Source organism: Streptococcus sp. KHUD_010 (assembly GCF_040207525.1).
GTDB classification, from domain to species: domain Bacteria; phylum Bacillota; class Bacilli; order Lactobacillales; family Streptococcaceae; genus Streptococcus; species Streptococcus hominis.
Genome location: NZ_CP157941.1, coordinates 18141 through 38368, shown reverse-complemented (window position 1 = coordinate 38368; position 20228 = coordinate 18141). Strand labels below are relative to the sequence as shown.

The window sequence follows — 20228 nt, the reverse complement described above, 5'->3', positions numbered from 1 at the left end:
TAATGTTCTGTTGACGAGCTTCATGCTCTCCTGCTGCTATTTCACACAAAAGTTATTATATCAAAAAAAATCCTATCTGTAAAGACGGATTTTACCAGATTATTTCTTTCGCCCTGTTGTAAAATGAAGTGCAACACAGAAGACATGTTCATCTGATATACTAGAGTTGCGAAAAACAGTATAAAGGAAGATGAACATGCCCACAAATTATTCTACCACAAATCAATCCTACAAGCACTTATCTGAAGCTGAGCGAGGAGAAATTGAAGCTTATTTAAGCGTAGGACTCAAACCTGCTGAAATTGCTCGTAGACTGGGGAGAAATCGCTCTACTATTACTCGTGAAATTAATCGTGGTTCCATAACACAATTGAAAAAAGTCAATGGGCAGAAGGTCTACTACCAACACTATTATGCAGATGCTGCCCATAACCGTTATCGGGATGCTAGAGAAACCAGCTATTATCTAAAACTGGATCGTGTATCGAACGATTTTCTGACAAAATTTATAGAAGCGATGAGAGAGAAACCAAGGGTGCATAGCGTGGATACCTTTGTTCATACCTATAGACTCCAACATGTAGATGCAGTTGTTCCTTCAACCAAGACGCTCTATAACTATATCCATCAAGGTTTGTTAGAGATTAAGGTTATTGATTTACCAAGAGCAGTGCGGATTCGTAAGAAATTTAACAAGCGTCCCTCTACCAAGAAACATCTAGGAAAGTCAATTGAAGAAAGGCCAGAGGAGATTAATAATCGTTCCCGTTTTGGAGATTGGGAAATCGATTCTGTTCTGGGTGGAAAGACAATAGGAGAACCTTCTATTTTAACATTGGTAGAACGATAAACACGCTATGCTGTCACAAAGAAACTCGTGGAAAAGAAAGCAGAGTATGTCAATCAAGCAGTCTTAGAGTGTATGAAACTTTATCCCATTAAGTCCATAACTGCAGATAATGGAAACGAATTTTCATCATTGAGTAAGATAGAGGGATTAGATGTTTATTTTGCACATGCCTATTCATCTTATGAACGAGGCACAAATGAGAATTTCAATGGATTATTAAGAGAGTTCATTCCCAAAGGATCCTCACTAAAAAAACTAAATCCGACACTTTTAGAGGACTATACAAAGGCTATCAATGAAAGACCTAGACGAATCCATGGCTATCAGTCCGCAAAAAAGCTGTTTGAGCTAACTCAAACAGCTTGAAAGATACTCACTTAATCAGAGGAACAACTTTGTTGCACTTGACTTGACAATTGGGAGATTATTTCTTTCTATGAAAATAACCTTTCTTCTTCAACAATTCTTCTATCGCAATTATATTTTGCTGTTCAGATGTTGCTAAAATAGTTTCAAATCCTAGACTTTTAGCAGCATCTAAATTTATCTGTAAATCATCTATAAACACACATTGATTAGCTTGTAATGCGTATTGACCTAGTAACTTTTGATAGATACTTTTATCTGGCTTTGCACACCCTACTTCGTAAAAAAGGATTTTACCAGTCAAAACTTTCGTCATCGGTAATAAACCTGCATTTTCAACTGCATAAAATATCTCACTTGTAGTAGACAAAATATAAATGCCATATCCCAGCTGAGCCCATTCAAAAATTTTCTCTTGTAGCTGATGATAAACATCCACTGTCTCATACCAATGAGTAAAAATGGCTTCAACAGTAGCAGAGTAAGAACTATCTAGCAATGTTTGAGCTGCCTGAATGGCTACTTCCAAAGTTAATTGTCCAGTATCTGTCTGAGCCCAGAACCCCGAATCAAAAATAGCAGCCTTGATGCGCTTTCGGTCTTCTTCTACAAAAGTAGCTAAAATCTTAGCAGGGTTCCATTCAATTAAAACATTGCCAAAATCAAAAACTAGATTTTTAATCATTTTTCACTCCAGCTACATCACATCAAAGCAATTTTTCGCCATTAAAACAAGTTTATTCTCAATCCAAATAATGGATGAGATTTTTTTCCGTTAAAATATCTGAATAAGTATAAGATTCGACATAAGTATTTTCAATCTCACCTGGTTGACCTCCATTACTTGTGTATTCAACGATAAACAAAGAAGGATAAACTTCAATCAAGCGCCCTTGCTTATTTTTTTGACGTTTACGACCATTTTCAAGAGTCATTTCTACCATTTTGCCCTCATGGGCTTTGATTTCTTCTTTAATTTTTCTCATTTTTGCAACATCTGTAAATGCATCACTCATTATTTATTCCTCTCTCTTGGAAATACTTGAAAACTTATTGTACTCTTTTTGGAAAATCAATTCTACTGTACCACGCGCACCGCTACGGTTCTTTTCGATAATCACTTCAACCTTATTGTTTGGAAGTCCTTCAGGTTCTTCACCACCGCGTTCATAATAATCATCACGATATAAAAATGCAACAATATCCGCATCCTGCTCAATTGAACCAGATTCACGAATGTCTGACAAAACAGGCCGTTTGTCCTGACGCTGTTCCACACTCCGTGACAATTGGCTCAGCGCAATGACTGGCACTTTCAACTCTTTTGCTAAAATCTTTAATTGACGAGAGATTTCAGAAACTTCCTGCTGACGATTTTCTCGACCAGTCCCTGTAATCAACTGCAAGTAGTCAATCAAGATCAATCCAAGATTTCCTGTTTCTTGCGCTAATTTACGAGCACGCGAACGAATTTCTGTAATCCGAATTCCTGGCGTATCATCAATGTAAATACTAGCTTCTGCTAGATTTCCTTGTGCAATCGCATACTTGCTCCATTCTTCATCTGTCAATTGCCCTGTACGAATGGAATGCGATTCAATTAACCCCTCTGCTGCCAGCATTCGGTCTACCAGACTTTCTGCCCCCATTTCCAAAGAAAAGATAGCAACTGTCTTATCTAACTTCGTTCCAATATTTTGAGCAATATTAAGAGCAAAAGCGGTCTTACCAACCGCAGGACGAGCTGCCACGATAATTAACTCTTCTTCATGCAAACCCGTAGTCATGTGATCTAAATCTTGATAACCTGTCGCAATCCCTGTAATATCAGAAGTTTGCTGAGACCGCGTTTCCAAGTTGCCAAAGTTAAGATTCAAAATCTCTTTAATATTTTTAAAGCCGCTTCGACTAGCATTTTCACTAACATCGATCAGCGCTTTTTCAGCCCCAGCAATGATTTCATCTGCAGGACTGGAGCCATCATAAGCTAGATTGATAGAATCTGTCAACCGCGAAATCAACCGGCGCAAAACAGCTTTTTCTGCTACAATCTTAGCATAATATTCAGCATTGGCAGAAGTCGGCACTGAGTTGACCACTTCAACCAAGTAAGACAAGCCACCGATATTTTGCAAATCACCCTGACTGTCTAAAATATTACGAACAGTTGTCGCATCAATGGCATCGCCTCGATCTGCCAAGTCAATCATCGCTTTAAAAATTAACCGATTGGCATATTTAAAGAAGTCAGTTGGCTCGATATATTCACGAACAAATACCAGCTTACTTTCATCAATAAAAATCGCACCTAAAACAGATTGCTCTGCTAAAATATCCTGCGGTTGTGCTCGCAATTCATCAATATCTGCCATAAGACCTCCTCTCTCAAAAAATATTCTTCAATTAACCTTCTTTTACACGTAAGTTAATCACACTCGTCACATCTTGATAAATTTTCACTGGCACATCAATCAAACCAACAGAACGAATAGGACTCTTGACTTGAATCAATCGTTTATCAATCTTAATTCCAAATTGCTTCTGCAACTCTTCAGCAATTTTTTTACTGGTAATAGAACCAAAAGTCCGTCCATCTGGTCCCACTTTTTCAGTAAATTCGACAATTGTACTTTCTGCTTCCAACTTTTTCTTAATGGCTTGCGCTTCAGCTAGCATTTCAGCGTGTGCTTTTTCCTCTGATTTTTGTTTTCCGCGAAGTTCGCCGATAGCTGCTGCAGTCGCCTCTTTGGCAAGATTTTTCTTAATCAGAAAATTCTGTGCATAGCCAGTAGGCACTTCTTTAATTTCACCTTTTTTTCCTTTACCTTTTACATCTGCTAAAAAGATTACTTTCATTCTTCTAACTCCTTATCTTTTAGTACTTCACGAACAATAATTTCATTTAAGCTATGAACCACCTGAGCAATTGTCTGGTCAGGAATTTGCGCTGCCGCCAAATTAAAATGACCGCCGCCGCCCAGTTCTTCCATGATACGTTGGACATTGATTTTACTACGACTACGAGCAGATATCGATATACTATTTTGTTTGTTCTTGCCGACAACAAAACTAGCTTCAATCCCTGACATAGCTAACATAGCATCTGCTGCTTTACTGATAACAACTGTATCATAGCATTTTTCTTCTGCTCCGGTAGCAACGAGTACATTTGGCAAGATTTTCTTACCATTTAAAATTAGCTCATTCACTTCACGGTACTCATCAAAATCCGTTGCTGAAATATCTTGAATAGCCACACTATCACTTCCGCGCGTGCGTAAATAGCTCGCCACATCAAACGTCCGACTGGTTACACGAGAAGAAAACTTCTTCGTATCCAGCATAATCCCAGCCATCAACACACTAGCCTGCATTTTACTCAAGCGTTTTGTCTTAGAATTTTGGAATTGAATCAACTCTGTTACCAATTCACAGGCACTGCTTGCTCCACTTTCGATATAAGTGATAACAGCATTTTCCGGAAAATCTTGATCTCTTCTGTGGTGATCAATGACAATAATTTGGTTAAACAAATCATAAAATTCTTTTGATAAAGTCAGAGCTGTTTTTGAATGATCCACCATAATCAACAGAGAACGATTGGTCACCATTGTCATCGCATCAGCGACCGAAAGAAGATTGGTCTCCCCTTCATCCTGCAGTCTGCGAACTGCTCGATCAATATCCGCAGCCATTTGATGAGGATCATAAACAGCATAAGTCTGATCAATAATATTACTAGCAAATACTTGCATTCCCACAGCAGAACCAAGCGCATCCATATCCAAATTTTTGTGTCCAACTACAAAAACTTGGTCCACACTTTTAATCTTATCCGAAATAGCAGTCATCATAGCTCGCGTGCGAGTACGTGTCCGTTTCACCGATGCAGCTGAGCCACCACCAAAGTAAACAGGATTCTTTGACTCATCATTTTCTTTGACAACAGCCTGATCACCACCACGAACTTCAGCAAGATTCAAGTTTAAGAGAGCCACTTTACCAATTTGCTCATGATTACTATCACCATAAGAGAAGCCCATACTCAATGTGAGAGGAATTTCCCGCTTTTTAGCTTCTTCCCTAAACTGATCAATAACTGCAAACTTATTTTGCATTAACCGATCTAGCACCGTGTAATCCGTAAAAATATAGAAACGATCCATTCCCACACGACGAGAAAACATGGCATATTTTTCTGCAAATTCAGAGACAAAATTTGCAATAAAGCTATTAATATGGCTAATATCTGAATCTGAGACGACGTCCTCTAAATCATCATAATTATCGACTGAAATAATACCAATAACTGGTCTCGTCGTTACTAATTCTGAAGTTGCCTCATACTCATTAGATGCATCAAAAAAGTAAAACACACTTGAAGCATGATCTAAGTAGACCGAATATTTTGTATCCCCAATTGTTGCATACGACCCAGCACCCTCAGATGGTATTTTGGTAATTTTTTGCAGCAAATCCACATCAAATTCACCGTCTTCATTGGTAAGAATCAACTCTGCGTAAGGATTAAACCATTCTACATTTCCAGATGTTTGATCAACTTTTACAACACCAACCGGCATTCTTTCAAGCAATGATGCCAAACTATTTTCTGCTTGATCATTCACATACTGGATTTGTTCCACTTCATCAATTTCATAACTTTTTTGTTGGTAAATCAATAGAAAAATCAAAAGAGCAAGCACCAAAAAAAGCGCAGATAACATCAGAATGCTGCTACCAAAAACTCGTAATAAAATAGCTAAAATTCCAAAGGAAATAACACCCATGATTACAAAATGAATTGGAATAAAACGAAATTTTTTCATCACAAACCCCTTAACCGCCATTTTACCACAAAAGCTCTAAAAAAGCGAGTTTTCCCTTATTAAAACAAGCCAAATAATACTGTCAAACATTAGAAAAAATTAAATCTTCCTGCATCTCTTTGCTCACTTTACAAAACAGAATATCTGATTTTCCCATTAAATTAGCTTTATTTCTCTGGTAGTTTACAGCTTTGTCAAGTATTATTGACGAAAAAACACTTGCTCAGAAATGTGAACAAGCATCTTCATCATTTATTTTTTTGCTTTTTCTTGATTTTTTGAGATACTTCGTGATTTACCTTCCAAATAAACCATCAAAATCGAAATATCCGCTGGATTGACACCTGAAATCCGACTAGCTTGACCAATTGTTTCTGGGTTTATTTTCTTGAATTTCTGACGAGCTTCTGTCGCAATTGAATCAATATCATCCCAGTCAATGTTTGCTGGTATCCGTTTTTCTTCCATTCGTTTCATCTTCTCAACCTGATCCAACGCCTTAGAAATATAGCCTTCATATTTGACTTCAGTCTCAATCAATTCGATTATCTTTTCATCTAAATCTTCAGCTGCTGAACCGACAAACTTGACAACATCTTGATATGAAACTTCTGGCCGACGCAAAAATTCTTTCGCTGTAACTGCGTCTGTCAATGGTTTAAAGCCTAATTTTTCAACCATTTCATTCGTTTCTTTAATTGGCTTTAATTTAATAGTGCTCAAGCGCTTCATTTCAGTTTCATATTGATTCTTCTTAATTTCAAAACGCAGCCAGCGCTCATCATCAACCAATCCTACCCTGCGTCCAATTTCAGTCAATCGCATATCTGCATTGTCGTGTCGTAAAATGAGACGATATTCAGCACGGCTTGTCAAAAGACGATACGGCTCCACCGTTCCCTTGGTGACCAAGTCATCAATCATGACCCCAATATAACCATCACTGCGTTTCAAAATCAGTTCTGGCTTTCCTTGAACTTTCAGAGCTGCATTGATTCCTGCGATAATGCCCTGTCCCGCCGCTTCTTCATAACCAGACGTCCCATTCGTTTGCCCAGCTGTAAACAAACCTGAGATTTTCTTAGTTTCTAGAGTAGTGCGAAGCTGATGTGGCATAATCATATCGTATTCAATCGCATAGCCAGTTCGCATCAATTCAGCATTTTCAAGCCCTTTAATAGAATGCACTAAGTCTTTTTGTACATCTTCTGGCAAACTCGTTGACAACCCCTGAATATAAACTTCTTCCGTATCTCGCCCTTCTGGCTCCAAGAAAAGTTGGTGGCGCTCTTTGTCCGCAAAACGAACAATTTTATCTTCAATTGACGGGCAGTAACGTGGTCCTACACCTTTCACCATTCCTGAAAACATTGGTGCACGGTAAAGGTTGTTTTGAATAATTTCATGACTCATCTTATTGGTATAAGTTAGCCAACAAGGAATCTGATCTTTAAGATAGTCCTCATCATGAGAAGTATAGGAAAAGTGGTTCGCTTTTTCGTCTCCAGGCTGAATATCCGTCTCTTCATAATTGATAGAAGAGGCTTTCACACGCGGAGGAGTTCCTGTTTTAAAACGCCCAATTTCAAACCCTAAATCACGTAAATTGTCTGCTAAATTAATTGCAGCTAAACTATGATTAGGACCAGAAGAATACTTCAAATCTCCAATAATAATTTCTCCACGCAGAGCTGTACCGGTTGTTACGACAACTGCCTTTGCCGCAAACTCTTGGTGCGTGGCTGTTTTCACACCAACGACTTTCCCGTTCTCAACTAGAATCTCATCTATAATAGTTTGACGCAAAGTGAGATTCTCTTGATGTTGAACCGTCTTGCGCATTTCTTTAGAATAAAGTTCCTTATCTGCTTGCGCACGAAGAGCACGAACTGCTGGACCTTTCCCAGTATTGAGCATCTTCATTTGAATATAAGTTTTATCTATATTCTTAGCCATCTCTCCACCTAGAGCATCCACTTCACGTACAACGATTCCCTTGGCAGATCCTCCAATAGAAGGATTACAAGGCATAAAAGCTAGCATTTCAATATTGATTGTCGCAAGTAGGACTTTACAGCCCATTCGACTGGCTGCTAACGAAGCCTCAACACCTGCATGCCCAGCACCAATTACGACAATATCATAACTTTCAGTAAAATTGTGTGTCATCTTTTCTTTCCTTATTTTTTCACCAAAAAAGTCAAATCTCTAGAAGTGCAGGACAAAAAGCCTGCAACATCCATGAGCTTTGACCATCATAGTTATTGCTATATCCATTTTAGCAGATTGCTAAAAAATGTCAATCTAAATATACTGTTGAAGCTTACCATCTTTATAGGCATTGTCAATCAAGCCACCACCAAGACACTCTTCTTCATCATAAAATACAACGGCTTGTCCAGGTGTAATAGCACGTTGAGGTTCTGCAAAGTTGACAATTGCCTTGTCACCCTTTACAGTTACTGTAACCTTAGAATCTGGCTGACGATAACGAAACTTAGCTGTACATTCCATAGTAAACTCAGCTGGCATTTCTCTTGTAAAATGTACTTGGCTAGCGTCAAGACTCGTTGACATCAAGTTGTCATGGTAAAAATCTTGACCAACATAAAGAATATTTTGACTAAGATCCTTACCCACTACAAACCAAGGCTCATTATCTCCTCCATGCTGACCACCAATGCCAAGGCCACCACGCTGACCAATTGTATAATACATCAAACCAGCATGCTCACCCATATCTCGACCATCAACTGTCATCATGCGACCAGGTTGAGCTGGTAAATAATTTCCCAGAAATTCTTTAAAGTTTTTCTCACCAATAAAGCAGATGCCGGTTGAATCTTTTTTCTTAGCAGTAGCCAATCCTGCTTTCTCTGCAATAGCTCGAACTTCAGACTTTTCTAAATGTCCCAACGGAAACATCGTTTTTTGCAGCTGCTCTTGTGATAACTGACTAAGGAAATAAGTCTGATCTTTGCCATTATCCACTCCTCGCAGCATATGAACAATTCCGTCCTCATCGCGCTTTACACGCGCATAGTGACCCGTTGCTACATAGTCCGCTCCCAATGTCATAGCATAGTCTAAAAAAGCTTTGAACTTAATTTCTTTGTTGCACATGACATCTGGATTCGGAGTCCTACCAGCTCGATATTCAGCTAAGAAATATTCAAAAACGCGATCCCAATACTCTTTTTCAAAGTTGACAGAGTAGTAAGGAATTCCAATCTGATCGGCCACAGCTGCTACGTCTTTATAGTCCTCTGTAGCTGTACAGACCCCATTTTCGTCAGTGTCGTCCCAATTTTTCATGAAGATGCCAATCACGTCATAGCCCTGCTCCTTTAACAAAAGAGCCGTAACTGACGAATCCACACCGCCACTCATTCCGACAACGACACGTGTTCTAGAATGATCACTCATAGTGTTCTCCCATCTTTTCGTTATTTCACGATTGAAGGTCGTGTTTTGCTTTCAACGATTGTGAAGGTCGCTTAGAGCAAGGTTTATTATAACACGAAATAACCTTAAGAACAAATTTCAATAACCAGGCATCAATAACTTTACACTACTGTAAACTAAAAATTCAGTGGATAAACTATTAAATCAGTGAATGAAACAATAGAGATTCTATCAAAAGGGCGAATCTAGTGAGCAACTTTCAGCCTCTATCTACAGTCTGAAAATGGTGCTTTTAGTCGTAAACTACTATATTAAAGCCTTGCTTTCATCACAAAAAGGTTGAGACATTTTGTCCCAACCTCAACCATTTTTTGTATTCATCAATACCAGCCATTTGCTAACCAGAAAGTCTTTGCAGCTGACCAAGAACCATAACGACCTGCTACATAAGCATCAGCTACTTTTTCTTGATTTTCTGCTGACAAGTCACCATTTAAGTAAGATAAACTCAATTGGTAACGACCATAATATTGTCCATTTTGGGCTGTGTAACTGCCACTTGATTCTTTTTGCGCAATCCATTCTTTTGCAGCTGCATCTTCAGCACTCAGACCAGATGTGGTAGTTTCCGAATTACTTGACTCCGCAGTTGCAGTGCTTGTAGTGGTGTCATCTAACTCCAATACCTGCCCAACACTAATCAGATGAATATTGCTAATTTTATTCTTCTGAGCAATTTTATCAACTGTTGTATGATGTGATGCAGCAATAGCTGAAAGTGTATCTCCAGATTTCACTGTATAACTATCCGCGTTTGCAAGTGTAGGAAGAAAGAATAGCGCTGTTGCTGCTAAGCTCATTAAACCTACTTTCATTTTTTTATTTGTATTCTTTAAATTTAAAATCATTTAAATTCTCCTTTTCTGTGATAGAACTATCATATACCTTAATTATTACTATTGTTTTTACCTTTCATTAAAAATATTACAGGCAAATTGAAGAGAGACTAAAATTCACCCTATATTTTTTTGCTTTAAGGTTACTATAAGAAAAGTGACCTTAAAGATGGTCTAGAATTTATATCACATCTATTTTATCAAACAAAAAATACTGAATTTTGATATAATGAAGCTAATGAACTTATAAGGAATTACAATGAACTCACTAAAATTTCAATCTGTTTTTGATATTATTGGACCTGTTATGATTGGTCCATCTAGTAGTCATACTGCAGGAGCTGTTCGTATCGGAAAAATTGTCTCGTCTATCTTTGATGACGAACCAACAGAAGTTGAATTCCAACTATTTAATTCTTTTGCGAAAACTTATCGGGGACATGGTACAGACCTGGCTCTTGTAGCTGGGATTCTCGGAATGGATACAGATGACCCTGATATTCCAAATAGCCTAGAAATTGCTCATAAAAGAGGGATTAAAATTGTCTGGACTATTCAAAAAGATAGCAATGCTCCACACCCAAATACAGCTAAAATCACCGTAAAAAACGACCACAAAACGATTAGTGTTACTGGTATTTCTATTGGTGGTGGAAATATTCAGGTAACTGAATTAAATGGTTTTTCTGTTTCACTCAGCATGAACACTCCAACAATCATTATCGTTCACCAGGACGTACCTGGAATGATTGCTCATGTTACTGAAGCACTTTCTCGTTATAACATCAATATCGCACAGATGAATGTCACAAGAGAAAAAGCAGGTGAAAAAGCAATTATGATCATTGAAGTTGACAGTCGCAGCTGTGATGGAGCTATTGAGGAAATCAGGAAAATTCCTAAACTTCATAATGTCAATTTCTTTAAATAGGAGAGTTTATGTTTTATTCAATCAAAGAATTAGTGGAGCAAGCAGATTTAGACTTTCAGGGTAGCGTTGCCGAACTGATGATTGCTACTGAATACGAACTGACAGGTCGTGAACGAGATGAAGTCTTACGCTTGATGACTAGAAATCTAGAAGTTATGAAAGCTTCTGTCGTTATGGGATTAGATGAAAGTAAATCTCGGAGTGGTTTAACAGGTGGCGATGCAGCCAAACTCCATAAATATATTCAATCAGGAAAAACTCTTTCGGACTATACTGTCTTAACGGCAGCAAAAAATGCTATTGCTGTCAATGAATACAATGCTAAAATGGGGTTGGTCTGTGCAACACCGACAGCAGGAAGTGCTGGTTGTTTACCCGCTGTCCTTACATCTGCTATCGAAAAATTAAGCCTTACTGAAAAACAACAACTAGACTTTTTATTAACAGCTGGAGCTTTCGGTCTAGTCATCGCTAATAATGCTTCTATTTCAGGAGCTGAAGGGGGCTGTCAAGCAGAAGTTGGATCAGCCTCAGCCATGAGTTCAGCAGCACTTGTTTTGGCAGCAGGTGGTACCCCATTTCAAGCCAGCCAGGCGATTTGTTTTGTGATTAAGAATATGCTTGGATTAATCTGTGACCCCGTTGCAGGATTAGTAGAAGTTCCCTGTGTCAAACGAAATGCTATGGGAGCTAGCTACGCTTTCATTGCCGCTGATATGGCTTTAGCAGGTATTGAATCAAAAATTCCCGTTGACGAAGTGATTGACGCTATGTATCAAGTTGGAGCAAGTATGCCAACTGCCTTCCGTGAGACTGCTGAAGGTGGATTGGCAGCTACACCTACTGGTCGTAGATTGTCCAAAAAAATTTTTGGAGAATAATTTTCTCCAAAAAAGAAAAAAGTTTACAACTCTGTAAACATGAATTTAGACTATGCAAAATTTTAAATATATTTTTTTCGATTTAGATGGAACACTTGTTGACAGTTCTGTAGGAATCAAGAATGCTTTCCAGCACGCATTTACTTCACTAAATATCAAAGCCCCTGATAGCAAAGAGCTGGATACTTTCATTGGACCACCTTTAGAAGTTAGTTTCGCTTCTGTAGTGCCAAAGACCAATGTCAATCAAGCTATTGCTCTCTTTAGAGAATACTATAAAAATAACGGTGTTTTTGAAGCTCAACTTTACAAGGGTATAAAAGAACTGTTGTTAGAATTAGAACATTCGGATTACCATGTCTATATTACCACTAGTAAAAATGAACCAATGGCTCATAAAATGGCACAATACCTAGAAATTGATAAACATTTCAATGGTATCTTCGGCTCTCTTCCAAATTCTTATCATAAAGCAGATGTTATAACTCGTGCTTTAAATAATTCTCATGCTAATCTTAAGCAATCTATCATTGTTGGGGATACAAAATTTGATATGATTGGTGGAAAATCAGTCGGAATTGCTACTTTAGGAGTTCTGTGGGGATTTGGAAATAAGAAAGAATTAACTGACAATGGGGCAGATTTTATCTCAGATTCGCCTCAGAAAATTTTAACAGCTTTGGTAAATAATACTTTACATGAATTGTAAACCATCTTTACAATATACAATCAAAGATTCTAAAAAAAACAACTATGTTTGCTAAGCCAATCACTCATAGAAAAAGACGAATCATTTTTTACTCAATGGTTCGTCTTTTTGTTTACTCATTTATCATAAAATTTTGCTTAATAGTTCCAAGCTGAAAGACCTTGAGCATTATAAGCACGGTAAGCAGCTTGAATCTGATCATCTACTGTTGCTGTTGAACCCCAACCTGGCATAGTTTGGAAAAGACCACTAGCCCCTGATGGGTTATAAGCATTTACTTGTCCGTTTGACTCGCGAGCAATAATATGCTCCCAAGTTGATGCTGGGACACCTGTCAATTCTGCCATACGAGCAGCCGCATAAGATCCCGTAGCACCAGCAGTATTTCCATTAGGAAGAACAACATTTGAAGAAGTGCTTGCTGTAGCTGGTTGCGAATAAGTAGTAGAAGCAGCAGGTGCGTTATATGTCACATCTTCATAAGTTACAGCTTCTTCTGTTGTAGTTTCTGTTGAAACTTCTGAATTTTTCTCTTCATCAAGTTCTAAAATTTGCCCAACTTTAATCAAGTCAGGATTTTCAATTCTATTGAGCTCAACAATTTTTTCAACTGATGTATTTTTTTCTTTAGCGATTTCTGATAAAGTGTCACCTGATTTAACAGTATAAGATTCAGCACTTGCAATAGCTCCCGTTGCAAAAAAGGCAACTGCCGTAAAAAGTCCTGATAAAGTCCATTTCATTGATTTTGTATTCATGTATATATCAATTTCTCCTTTTTTCGTATAATACTATATTACACATAAAATATTACTCTAATCTTATAATTGTATTACAAAGATTACAGAAATATTGATTTTATACGCAAAAAACGCCCTTCAAGGCGTTTTTTAGCTAACAATAATATAAGTTTTTTAACTTTTTAAGAAAAATAACATCAAACCTAAGGCAAACATAATAAAAATAGAAAGGGTATCTGCTTTTTTCCACCTCAATTGACGATAACGACTTCTTCCTACACCACCTTGATAACCTCTCGCTTCCATAGCAGTCGCCAAAGCATCTGCACGTTTAAAGCTAGAAGCAAATAACGGAATTAAAATCGGAATAATTGATTTTACTTTTTGAACAATATTTCCTTCACCAAAATCAACCCCACGCGCCCTTTGAGCATTCATAATCCGTGTCGTATCATCCATCAAAGTAGGAACGAAACGTAAACTCATTGATAACATCAGCCCTATTTCATGAACGGGTACCTTTAATGCTACTAAAGGCTGCAATAATGATTCAACTGCGTCTGCCAAACTAAGTGGCATTGTTGTTAAAGTTAATAAGGTAGAGAATATAATAATTAAAAGAAAACGACTAAAAATGATACCCGCCTGAGCCAGACCTACTTCAGTAATTCTAATAAAGCCAAATTGAAATAAAGTCATGCCACCAGATGTAAAAAATAGTTGGAATAAAGTGGTAAAAGCAATCAAAAAGACCATAGATCTTAATCCTTTAAGGAAAAAGCCTAAAGGAATTTTGGAAAGTCCAACTAATAACATTGTAAAAACGAATAATAGTCCATTGGTTACAATATTATTTGCCAAAAAAATAATTAAAATAAAGAAAAACATTGACAAAAGTTTGCTGCGAGGATCTAGTCGATGAATGATTGAATTTCCAGAAACATATCGCCCCAAAATCATACTATCCATGTAGTAACTCCTTAAATTCTTCTATGGTGATAGGTAAATACGGAAGAGTTAGCCCTCTATTTTTTAATTCTTGTGCAAATTTTGTAATTTTAGGAACTCCTAGTTGAATACTTTCCATAAATGCTACAGCTTGAAAAACTTGCCGAGGCTTTCCGCTTTTGACTAATCTTCCTTTTTCCATCACATAGACGGTGTCTGCAAAATTAGCGACATCATCCATCAAATGCGTTACCAAAACAATGGTCATTCCTGCTTCATGTAATCGCTTAAATAAACTCATCAACTCTTTTCGTCCAGCAGGATCTAAACCTGCCGTTGGCTCATCCAATACAAGAATATCTGGTTCCATAGCTAGAATACCAGCTATGGCTACTCGACGCATTTGTCCCCCAGACAGTTCAAATGGGCTACGTTCAAATAATTCTTCTGAAATTCCAACAAGAGTTAATTTTTCACGTGCTACACGTTCAGCGTCTTCCTTTGATACTCCAAAATTTTGTGGACCGAAAGCAACATCTTTTAAAACGCTCTCATCAAAAATCTGACTTTCAGCAAATTGAAAAACCAATCCTACCTTTTTACGTACTTGTTTAATATCTTTATTTACAGATGTGGAAGTAATTTTGACATCATCAATCACGACACTTCCTTCAGTTGGCACTAAAAGCCCATTCAGCAATTGTAAAATAGTTGATTTTCCACTACCTGTATGACCAACCAAAGCAGTATATGAGCCATCTTTTATTTCTAAATTGACTTCAAAAAGGGCAGGACTCTCAAAAGGAGTGCCTGCTTGATAAGTATAACTTACATTTTCTAAAGTGATTCCCATAAATAATCCTGCAATTCTTTTTCTGTTAAATAGCACTCTGGCAATTGAAAGTCTGAGTCCAGCAAAGTTGCTTTTACTTGATTTGTAAAAGGTTCATCTAAACCTAAATCCTCTAAATCCACTCGCGAGAAAAGCTCACTTGGTGTACTAGTCGATTCTACCTGTCCTTCTTTCATCACCAAAACTCGATCACTAAGAGCTACTTCATCCAAATCATGTGTGATAGAAATAACAGTCATACCATGTCGATCTTTAATCTTTTTAACTGTCTGAATCAACTCTAAACGCCCTTCTGGGTCCAACATACTAGTTGCTTCATCTAAAATAATGATGTCAGGACGTAAAGCAACCACACCAGCAATAGCCACACGCTGCTTTTGCCCACCAGAAAGTCTTGCAGGTTCACGTTCTTTAAAGTCTTGCATCCCAACAATATCTAACGCTTCTTGAACTCTGTCAAACATCGTTTGGTAATCCATCCCTTGGTTTTCCAAACCAAAAGCGACATCATCCTCAACGGTTGCTCCCACAAATTGATTGTCTGGATTTTGAAAAACCATCCCAATATGCCGGCGCTTTTCCCATACATTTTCAAGAGTTAATTCATCTCCATCAATGATAATCTCGCCACTTTCTGCTTCTAACAGACCATCTATTAAACGAATTGTCGTAGATTTGCCACTGCCATTATGACCTACAATAGACAACCACTCTCCTTGTTTCACGTGAAACGTCACATCCTTGAGAATATAATCATCTACATGATTATCGTATTTATACTTTAAATGCTGAACTTCAATGATATTTTTCATATTATCTAAATGTATCTTTAAAGAGATAGGCACTTCCTTTGAAGTAGTCATAACCCGAATAAATCGTAAAAATCAATGCAATATATAACAAAATTTGTCCTAGCAATGTCCAGTGTAATAGTAGAAAAATAATAGAAAACATCTGCGTAAATGTTTTTATTTTCCCTGGCATAGCAGCAGCTAAGACTGTCCCTCCAGTTTCAACCAACAATAGCCGCAAACCTGTCACAGCTAACTCACGGCAGATGATAACTGCAACAACCCAAGCAGGTGCCATATTCATTTCAATCAACATAATAAAAGCTGACATGACCAATAACTTATCTGCCATCGGATCAGCAAATTTCCCAAAATTTGTTACAACTTTCCATTTACGAGCTAAATAGCCGTCCAAGTAATCTGTAATACTAGCTACTGCAAAAATAATCGCTGCAAAGACATGCATTCCAACAGAGTGACCCAAGGATAGTATTAAAATAAAAATTGGAATTAAAGCAATCCGTAAAAGAGTTAAAGCATTGGGAATATTTTCTTTTTTCATTTTCTTTTCCTTAATTATTTATTATAAGTGTAATTGTACCTGTCAAACTTGTCAAGCCTGACGTATCAATCTGTTGATTATCAATTGTAATGGTCACACCTTGAACCACACCAAGAGTGATTGTTGATGTAGTGCCTGGTGAAATAGTGGTTGACACACTTTGATTTTCAGGGCTTAATGTTGCACCACCTTCTAAGTCTGTACCTGTAACGCTTACCCAACTAGTTGCATCAGTAACTGATAGTTTTAAATTGACAGAGCTTGTTGCACCTGTCAAGGTTGCTGTCAAGTTGTTACCATTTCCTGATACAGTCAAATTTGTCTTTGAACTGCTAGAAGATTCACTAGAAGTTGCCTCACTAGTCGAACTAGAAGAAGTAGTTGTCTGTTTGTTTACAACACTATAACTTGATGAAGGAGTAGTTGTTAATGAGTTATGGTGAATGTATGTCCAAACATAATAACTAACAAAAGATAAAATAGCTAATGCAAGGATCGTCAGATAAAATAATGGTAAAAAAGAAGTTCGTTGTTTTTTTGTTCTTCGACTTCTAAAATTTTCTTCCTCATCAACATCCACTTCATCATAAGTAATCATGCTTCCTTCTTCATAAGCATCAAGAATAATTCGCTCATCTAAATCAACAGCCCAAGCATATTTTCTTAGAAAAGAACGGGCATAGAAGGGACTGGGAAGACGATCAAAATCATCAGCTTCCATAGCTTCCAGTAGCTCTAACTGAATATCTGTTTTCTTTTGTAAATCTTCCAAGCTCATTCCTTGATTAATACGAGCTAACCTCAGGACTTCACCGATTGTTTTCTTTCTCATACACACTAGCCTTCTTTCTACTAAACACTATTTTACCAAATTTCACCAAAACATGAAATTATTTTGGAAAAATAGTAAAATCAATCATTTCACAAGAATCAATAAAATGATGTCCTATTTCAATCACATCAACTAAACTAATTGTCTGTAATATTTTTGGTAAATCAAATAGATTATCCCCTTCTGAAAAGGTTTCGTATTGAGTGGCAATATATTCTAATGAGTTCAGTCCATGTAAAAAATCACCAAACATTTCACTTTTTATAATATCAAGATGCTCTTCTGTTACATCAGGGTCTTTTTCAAAATCACGAATCGCAGAACGAAATTGGTGAGACAGAGCAACTGGCTCACTAGTATCCATTGTTAACATCACAAAGTGAAAATCTTTTTCTACTTCAACTTCTAACGATAATGAGTTGTCTATTTTTCCAACTTCATAAAGCGTTTGAAATCTTTTAGATGTCCAACCAAACATCATTGCAAATAGCAGTTTTAAAGTAGTCTTATAACGAAATAAATCATCTCCCACTAGTGATTGACTCCCACGTAATCCGATTGCAAGTTTAGAACTTGCCACTTCCATTCGAATACTCCCAGTAGAAATAACAGGATTTAACGCAAGGGGAAAACGTCTAATCAAACTTTCTTCATCAATCCCCTTCAAAGATTCGCGTTGTTCCTGAATAACAGCAATAGTCTTTTCTAAGTCAAAATTACCAATCAGCAGTAAACTCATATTAGATGGATGGTAAAAGGTTTCAAAGTTTTCATCCAAATCCTCAACGGTTATTTCCGCGATTGATTCAACGCTTCCTGCAATATCTTCTGCCAATGGAGTGTCTGGATAAAGATTTGCTAAAGTGTGAAAAAACAGGCAATAATCTGGATTGTCTTTGTACATATCAATTTCTTGCTGAATAATTCCCTGTTCACGTTGAACGGATTCTTCTGTAAAGTAAGCATTTTCTAGTAAACTTTGCAACAATCTAACATTTTCTAAAACATTGTCCGTCGCCGAAAAAAGATAACTGGTCTTAGTAAAACTTGTAAAGGCATTGCTCTCAGCGCCTAATTCAACAAACTGTTGTAAAAGATCTTGACCATTTTCATCCTCAAATAATTTATGTTCTAGAAAATGTGCAACTCCTGCAGGGTATTGAACAGCTTGATTAGAACCACGCGGAATAAAAGAAGTATCAATTGAGCCAAAATTTGCTGTCATAATCCCATAAGTTTCATTGAAATCTCGTTTGGGTAAAAGAAATACTTTTAGACCATTTCGTAAAGTAGTCTGATAGACTGCTTCTCCAACTGCTGGATAATCCTTCCTCTCCATTTTTAAAGTTTGCATTATTTTCCTTCCATAAAGTAAATCGCTTGTAGCCTGAGTTGTGTTGCAGCAACAATGATATCTTCTCGGCTGACTGCTTCTAAAGCATTTAGCCAAACAGCAATTGGCATAAATGTTTTCTGCAAAACTGATGCCATATAAGCTTGTTCTATCAACGTATTTTGCCTATCTAAAGAAAGGAGCATCGTATTTCGTAGCATTTTTTTGGTCTGATTTAACGCCTCATCAGTAAAATGTCCTTTTTTTAAATCTGCAATTTGTCGATAAATTAAACTCACTGTTTTTGTTCGATTTTTCCTATCAATTCCAGCATAAATACGCATTATACCCGAAAAAATATCAATACTACTTGAAATTGTATAAGCTAGACCCTCTTTTTCCCGAACATTAACAAATAATTTTGAATGAGCAAAGCCACCTAAAAGTCCGTTCAATACAATAAGAGGGATATGAGTCTTATCACCATATTGAGCAGAAAAATGATATCCTAATTCAACAATAGATTGATGAGTATCTTTTCGCTCCAATGATTCTTTTAAAACATTCGAAAATTCTTGATGATAATGCAGTTGCAAACTAAGTTGACGCGGCTGTAAACCAAAGGTTTTAATATGTTCACAGACTTCAATCTCATTAAAATCACCCATAAAAAAGATGTCAATTTTATCATTTTGAAGCATTTTTTGAAAAATAGCAAAACTACTTTCTGGTGTTTCCTTGTCAACTAAGTCTGGCGTAGCTAAACGAGGAGTTTTCATTTCCTTTTCTGTATAAAATAATTTATTCAGCTCTTGATGCGCGTGATAAAAATGATCTTCAATTTCAGCTTTTAAATCATTGAGTACATTCTTTTTTTCAATTTCAAAAACAGCCTGATTAAAAGCTCCTTCATTCGCTAAAGGTTTTAACAAGCTATCCTTTAAAAAATCAAGTATCTCTCCTGTTAGTGTATTTTTTCGACTTAAAAATGCATCGCTAACAAAAGAGATATTTAAATCCACGTAATGTATTAGTCCTCTGCGTGATAATCCCGTTGAAAAGTTGGCACCATAAAGAGTTGCTAATCGTTCACGAAAAATCTGCGAAGTTGGATAGATTTCATTAGCTGTTTCAAGCATACTTGCAACCAGCACGCGCCCCGCTATCGTATCCGTAGACATCGGAGCTGAAAACCTCATTTTTATTCGATTCGTTTTAAATTTTTTTGATGTTATAAAATGGAGATCTACTCCAGAAACCAGCTCCATAGTGTCCCTCATGTTCTTTTAATATTGACTTCTA

Annotated in this window: 19 protein-coding genes and 1 pseudogene; 4 read left to right on the top strand and 16 right to left on the bottom strand. The window is 37.0% G+C overall.

The window, feature by feature from the left end; genetic code table 11:
• Positions 1–196: 196 nt before the first annotated feature.
• A pseudogene (locus ABKA15_RS00200) lies at positions 197–1216 on the top strand (IS30 family transposase).
• A gap of 58 nt (positions 1217–1274) precedes the next feature.
• Here the strand turns inward: ABKA15_RS00200 and ABKA15_RS00195 are convergent.
• The 8 genes from ABKA15_RS00195 to ABKA15_RS00160 form a co-directional block, all read right to left on the bottom strand.
• Complete coding sequence (locus tag ABKA15_RS00195; protein ID WP_049514068.1) at positions 1275–1901, bottom strand: HAD family phosphatase; 627 nt, start codon at positions 1899–1901, stop codon at positions 1275–1277.
• Positions 1902–1959: 58 nt separating this feature from the next.
• Positions 1960–2232, bottom strand: coding sequence for a Veg family protein (locus ABKA15_RS00190; RefSeq protein ID WP_003027868.1), 273 nt, complete (start codon positions 2230–2232; stop codon positions 1960–1962).
• A gap of 3 nt (positions 2233–2235) precedes the next feature.
• The gene (dnaB, locus tag ABKA15_RS00185) at positions 2236–3588 is read right to left on the bottom strand and encodes a replicative DNA helicase (RefSeq protein ID WP_049514064.1); all 1353 of its coding nucleotides are present in this window, start codon (positions 3586–3588) and stop codon (positions 2236–2238) included.
• A 31-nt stretch (positions 3589–3619) separates the two neighbouring features.
• The gene (rplI, locus tag ABKA15_RS00180; RefSeq protein ID WP_049514062.1) at positions 3620–4072 is read right to left on the bottom strand and encodes a 50S ribosomal protein L9; all 453 of its coding nucleotides are present in this window, start codon (positions 4070–4072) and stop codon (positions 3620–3622) included.
• Positions 4069–6045 (bottom strand): DHH family phosphoesterase, encoded by a 1977-nt coding sequence (locus tag ABKA15_RS00175; RefSeq protein WP_049514061.1) that lies wholly within the window; start codon positions 6043–6045, stop codon positions 4069–4071. The genes rplI and ABKA15_RS00175 overlap by 4 nt, the downstream gene beginning before the upstream one ends.
• 252 nt (positions 6046–6297) lie before the next feature.
• Positions 6298–8214 carry a tRNA uridine-5-carboxymethylaminomethyl(34) synthesis enzyme MnmG gene (gene mnmG, locus ABKA15_RS00170; RefSeq protein WP_049514059.1) on the bottom strand — a complete coding sequence of 639 codons (1917 nt, stop codon included), beginning with the start codon at positions 8212–8214 and terminating at the stop codon, positions 6298–6300.
• 135 nt (positions 8215–8349) lie between these two features.
• A complete protein-coding gene (gene mnmA, locus ABKA15_RS00165; protein WP_049514057.1) occupies positions 8350–9471 on the bottom strand; it encodes a tRNA 2-thiouridine(34) synthase MnmA in 1122 nt (373 codons plus the stop codon).
• A 359-nt stretch (positions 9472–9830) separates the two neighbouring features.
• Positions 9831–10358: a LysM peptidoglycan-binding domain-containing protein gene (locus tag ABKA15_RS00160; RefSeq protein ID WP_049514055.1), complete on the bottom strand. Its 528-nt coding sequence runs from the start codon at positions 10356–10358 to the stop codon at positions 9831–9833.
• Positions 10359–10605: 247 nt separating this feature from the next.
• On the opposite strand from ABKA15_RS00160, the gene sdaAB reads away from it, so the two are divergent.
• Genes sdaAB through ABKA15_RS00145 form a run of 3 tightly spaced genes read left to right on the top strand, consistent with a single transcriptional unit; the run spans position 10606 to position 12867 of the window.
• Positions 10606–11277, top strand: a complete 672-nt coding sequence (gene sdaAB / locus ABKA15_RS00155) for an L-serine ammonia-lyase, iron-sulfur-dependent subunit beta (RefSeq protein ID WP_049514053.1) — start codon at positions 10606–10608, stop codon at positions 11275–11277.
• An 8-nt stretch (positions 11278–11285) separates the two neighbouring features.
• Positions 11286–12158, top strand: a complete 873-nt coding sequence (gene sdaAA / locus ABKA15_RS00150; RefSeq protein WP_049514052.1) for an L-serine ammonia-lyase, iron-sulfur-dependent, subunit alpha — start codon at positions 11286–11288, stop codon at positions 12156–12158.
• A gap of 52 nt (positions 12159–12210) precedes the next feature.
• Positions 12211–12867 carry an HAD hydrolase-like protein gene (locus tag ABKA15_RS00145; protein WP_049514050.1) on the top strand — a complete coding sequence of 219 codons (657 nt, stop codon included), beginning with the start codon at positions 12211–12213 and terminating at the stop codon, positions 12865–12867.
• 137 nt (positions 12868–13004) lie between these two features.
• On the opposite strand, the gene ABKA15_RS00140 is transcribed toward ABKA15_RS00145, so the two are convergent.
• The 8 genes from ABKA15_RS00140 to ABKA15_RS00105 all read right to left on the bottom strand — a co-directional run bounded on the left by ABKA15_RS00140 (position 13005) and on the right by ABKA15_RS00105 (position 20194).
• The gene (locus tag ABKA15_RS00140) at positions 13005–13625 is read right to left on the bottom strand and encodes a LysM peptidoglycan-binding domain-containing protein (RefSeq protein ID WP_003031567.1); all 621 of its coding nucleotides are present in this window, start codon (positions 13623–13625) and stop codon (positions 13005–13007) included.
• Between the two features lie 156 nt (positions 13626–13781).
• Positions 13782–14576 carry an energy-coupling factor transporter transmembrane protein EcfT gene (locus ABKA15_RS00135; RefSeq protein ID WP_049514048.1) on the bottom strand — a complete coding sequence of 265 codons (795 nt, stop codon included), beginning with the start codon at positions 14574–14576 and terminating at the stop codon, positions 13782–13784.
• Complete coding sequence (locus ABKA15_RS00130; RefSeq protein WP_049514046.1) at positions 14569–15408, bottom strand: energy-coupling factor transporter ATPase; 840 nt, start codon at positions 15406–15408, stop codon at positions 14569–14571. The genes ABKA15_RS00135 and ABKA15_RS00130 overlap by 8 nt, the downstream gene beginning before the upstream one ends.
• Complete coding sequence (locus ABKA15_RS00125; RefSeq protein ID WP_049514045.1) at positions 15393–16220, bottom strand: energy-coupling factor ABC transporter ATP-binding protein; 828 nt, start codon at positions 16218–16220, stop codon at positions 15393–15395. Before ABKA15_RS00125 ends, ABKA15_RS00130 begins: the two co-directional genes overlap by 16 nt.
• A gap of 1 nt (position 16221) precedes the next feature.
• Positions 16222–16761, bottom strand: coding sequence for a CDP-diacylglycerol--glycerol-3-phosphate 3-phosphatidyltransferase (gene pgsA, locus ABKA15_RS00120; RefSeq protein ID WP_049514043.1), 540 nt, complete (start codon positions 16759–16761; stop codon positions 16222–16224).
• 10 nt (positions 16762–16771) lie between these two features.
• Entirely contained in the window at positions 16772–17593 is an 822-nt protein-coding gene (gene rodZ, locus ABKA15_RS00115) for a cytoskeleton protein RodZ (protein ID WP_049514041.1), read from the bottom strand.
• A gap of 58 nt (positions 17594–17651) precedes the next feature.
• Complete coding sequence (locus tag ABKA15_RS00110; RefSeq protein WP_049514040.1) at positions 17652–18947, bottom strand: pitrilysin family protein; 1296 nt, start codon at positions 18945–18947, stop codon at positions 17652–17654.
• Positions 18947–20194, bottom strand: a complete 1248-nt coding sequence (locus ABKA15_RS00105; RefSeq protein ID WP_049514038.1) for a pitrilysin family protein — start codon at positions 20192–20194, stop codon at positions 18947–18949. Before ABKA15_RS00105 ends, ABKA15_RS00110 begins: the two co-directional genes overlap by 1 nt.
• Positions 20195–20228: the final 34 nt, after the last annotated feature.

Coding starts and splice junctions, on each gene's coding strand:
- sdaAB (WP_049514053.1), top strand. CDS start 10,606: ATGAACTCACTAAAATTTCAATCTGTTTTTGATATTATTGGACCTGTT.
- ABKA15_RS00175 (WP_049514061.1), bottom strand. CDS start 6,045: ATGAAAAAATTTCGTTTTATTCCAATTCATTTTGTAATCATGGGTGTT.
- ABKA15_RS00125 (WP_049514045.1), bottom strand. CDS start 16,220: ATGAAAAATATCATTGAAGTTCAGCATTTAAAGTATAAATACGATAAT.
- ABKA15_RS00110 (WP_049514040.1), bottom strand. CDS start 18,947: ATGCAAACTTTAAAAATGGAGAGGAAGGATTATCCAGCAGTTGGAGAA.
- dnaB (WP_049514064.1), bottom strand. CDS start 3,588: ATGGCAGATATTGATGAATTGCGAGCACAACCGCAGGATATTTTAGCA.
- ABKA15_RS00160 (WP_049514055.1), bottom strand. CDS start 10,358: ATGATTTTAAATTTAAAGAATACAAATAAAAAAATGAAAGTAGGTTTA.
- sdaAA (WP_049514052.1), top strand. CDS start 11,286: ATGTTTTATTCAATCAAAGAATTAGTGGAGCAAGCAGATTTAGACTTT.
- ABKA15_RS00195 (WP_049514068.1), bottom strand. CDS start 1,901: ATGATTAAAAATCTAGTTTTTGATTTTGGCAATGTTTTAATTGAATGG.
- mnmA (WP_049514057.1), bottom strand. CDS start 9,471: ATGAGTGATCATTCTAGAACACGTGTCGTTGTCGGAATGAGTGGCGGT.
- pgsA (WP_049514043.1), bottom strand. CDS start 16,761: ATGAAAAAAGAAAATATTCCCAATGCTTTAACTCTTTTACGGATTGCT.
- rodZ (WP_049514041.1), bottom strand. CDS start 17,593: ATGAGAAAGAAAACAATCGGTGAAGTCCTGAGGTTAGCTCGTATTAAT.
- rplI (WP_049514062.1), bottom strand. CDS start 4,072: ATGAAAGTAATCTTTTTAGCAGATGTAAAAGGTAAAGGAAAAAAAGGT.
- ABKA15_RS00145 (WP_049514050.1), top strand. CDS start 12,211: ATGCAAAATTTTAAATATATTTTTTTCGATTTAGATGGAACACTTGTT.
- ABKA15_RS00135 (WP_049514048.1), bottom strand. CDS start 14,576: ATGGATAGTATGATTTTGGGGCGATATGTTTCTGGAAATTCAATCATT.
- ABKA15_RS00130 (WP_049514046.1), bottom strand. CDS start 15,408: ATGGGAATCACTTTAGAAAATGTAAGTTATACTTATCAAGCAGGCACT.
- ABKA15_RS00140 (WP_003031567.1), bottom strand. CDS start 13,625: ATGAATACAAAATCAATGAAATGGACTTTATCAGGACTTTTTACGGCA.
- ABKA15_RS00190 (WP_003027868.1), bottom strand. CDS start 2,232: ATGAGTGATGCATTTACAGATGTTGCAAAAATGAGAAAAATTAAAGAA.
- mnmG (WP_049514059.1), bottom strand. CDS start 8,214: ATGACACACAATTTTACTGAAAGTTATGATATTGTCGTAATTGGTGCT.
- ABKA15_RS00105 (WP_049514038.1), bottom strand. CDS start 20,194: ATGGAGCTGGTTTCTGGAGTAGATCTCCATTTTATAACATCAAAAAAA.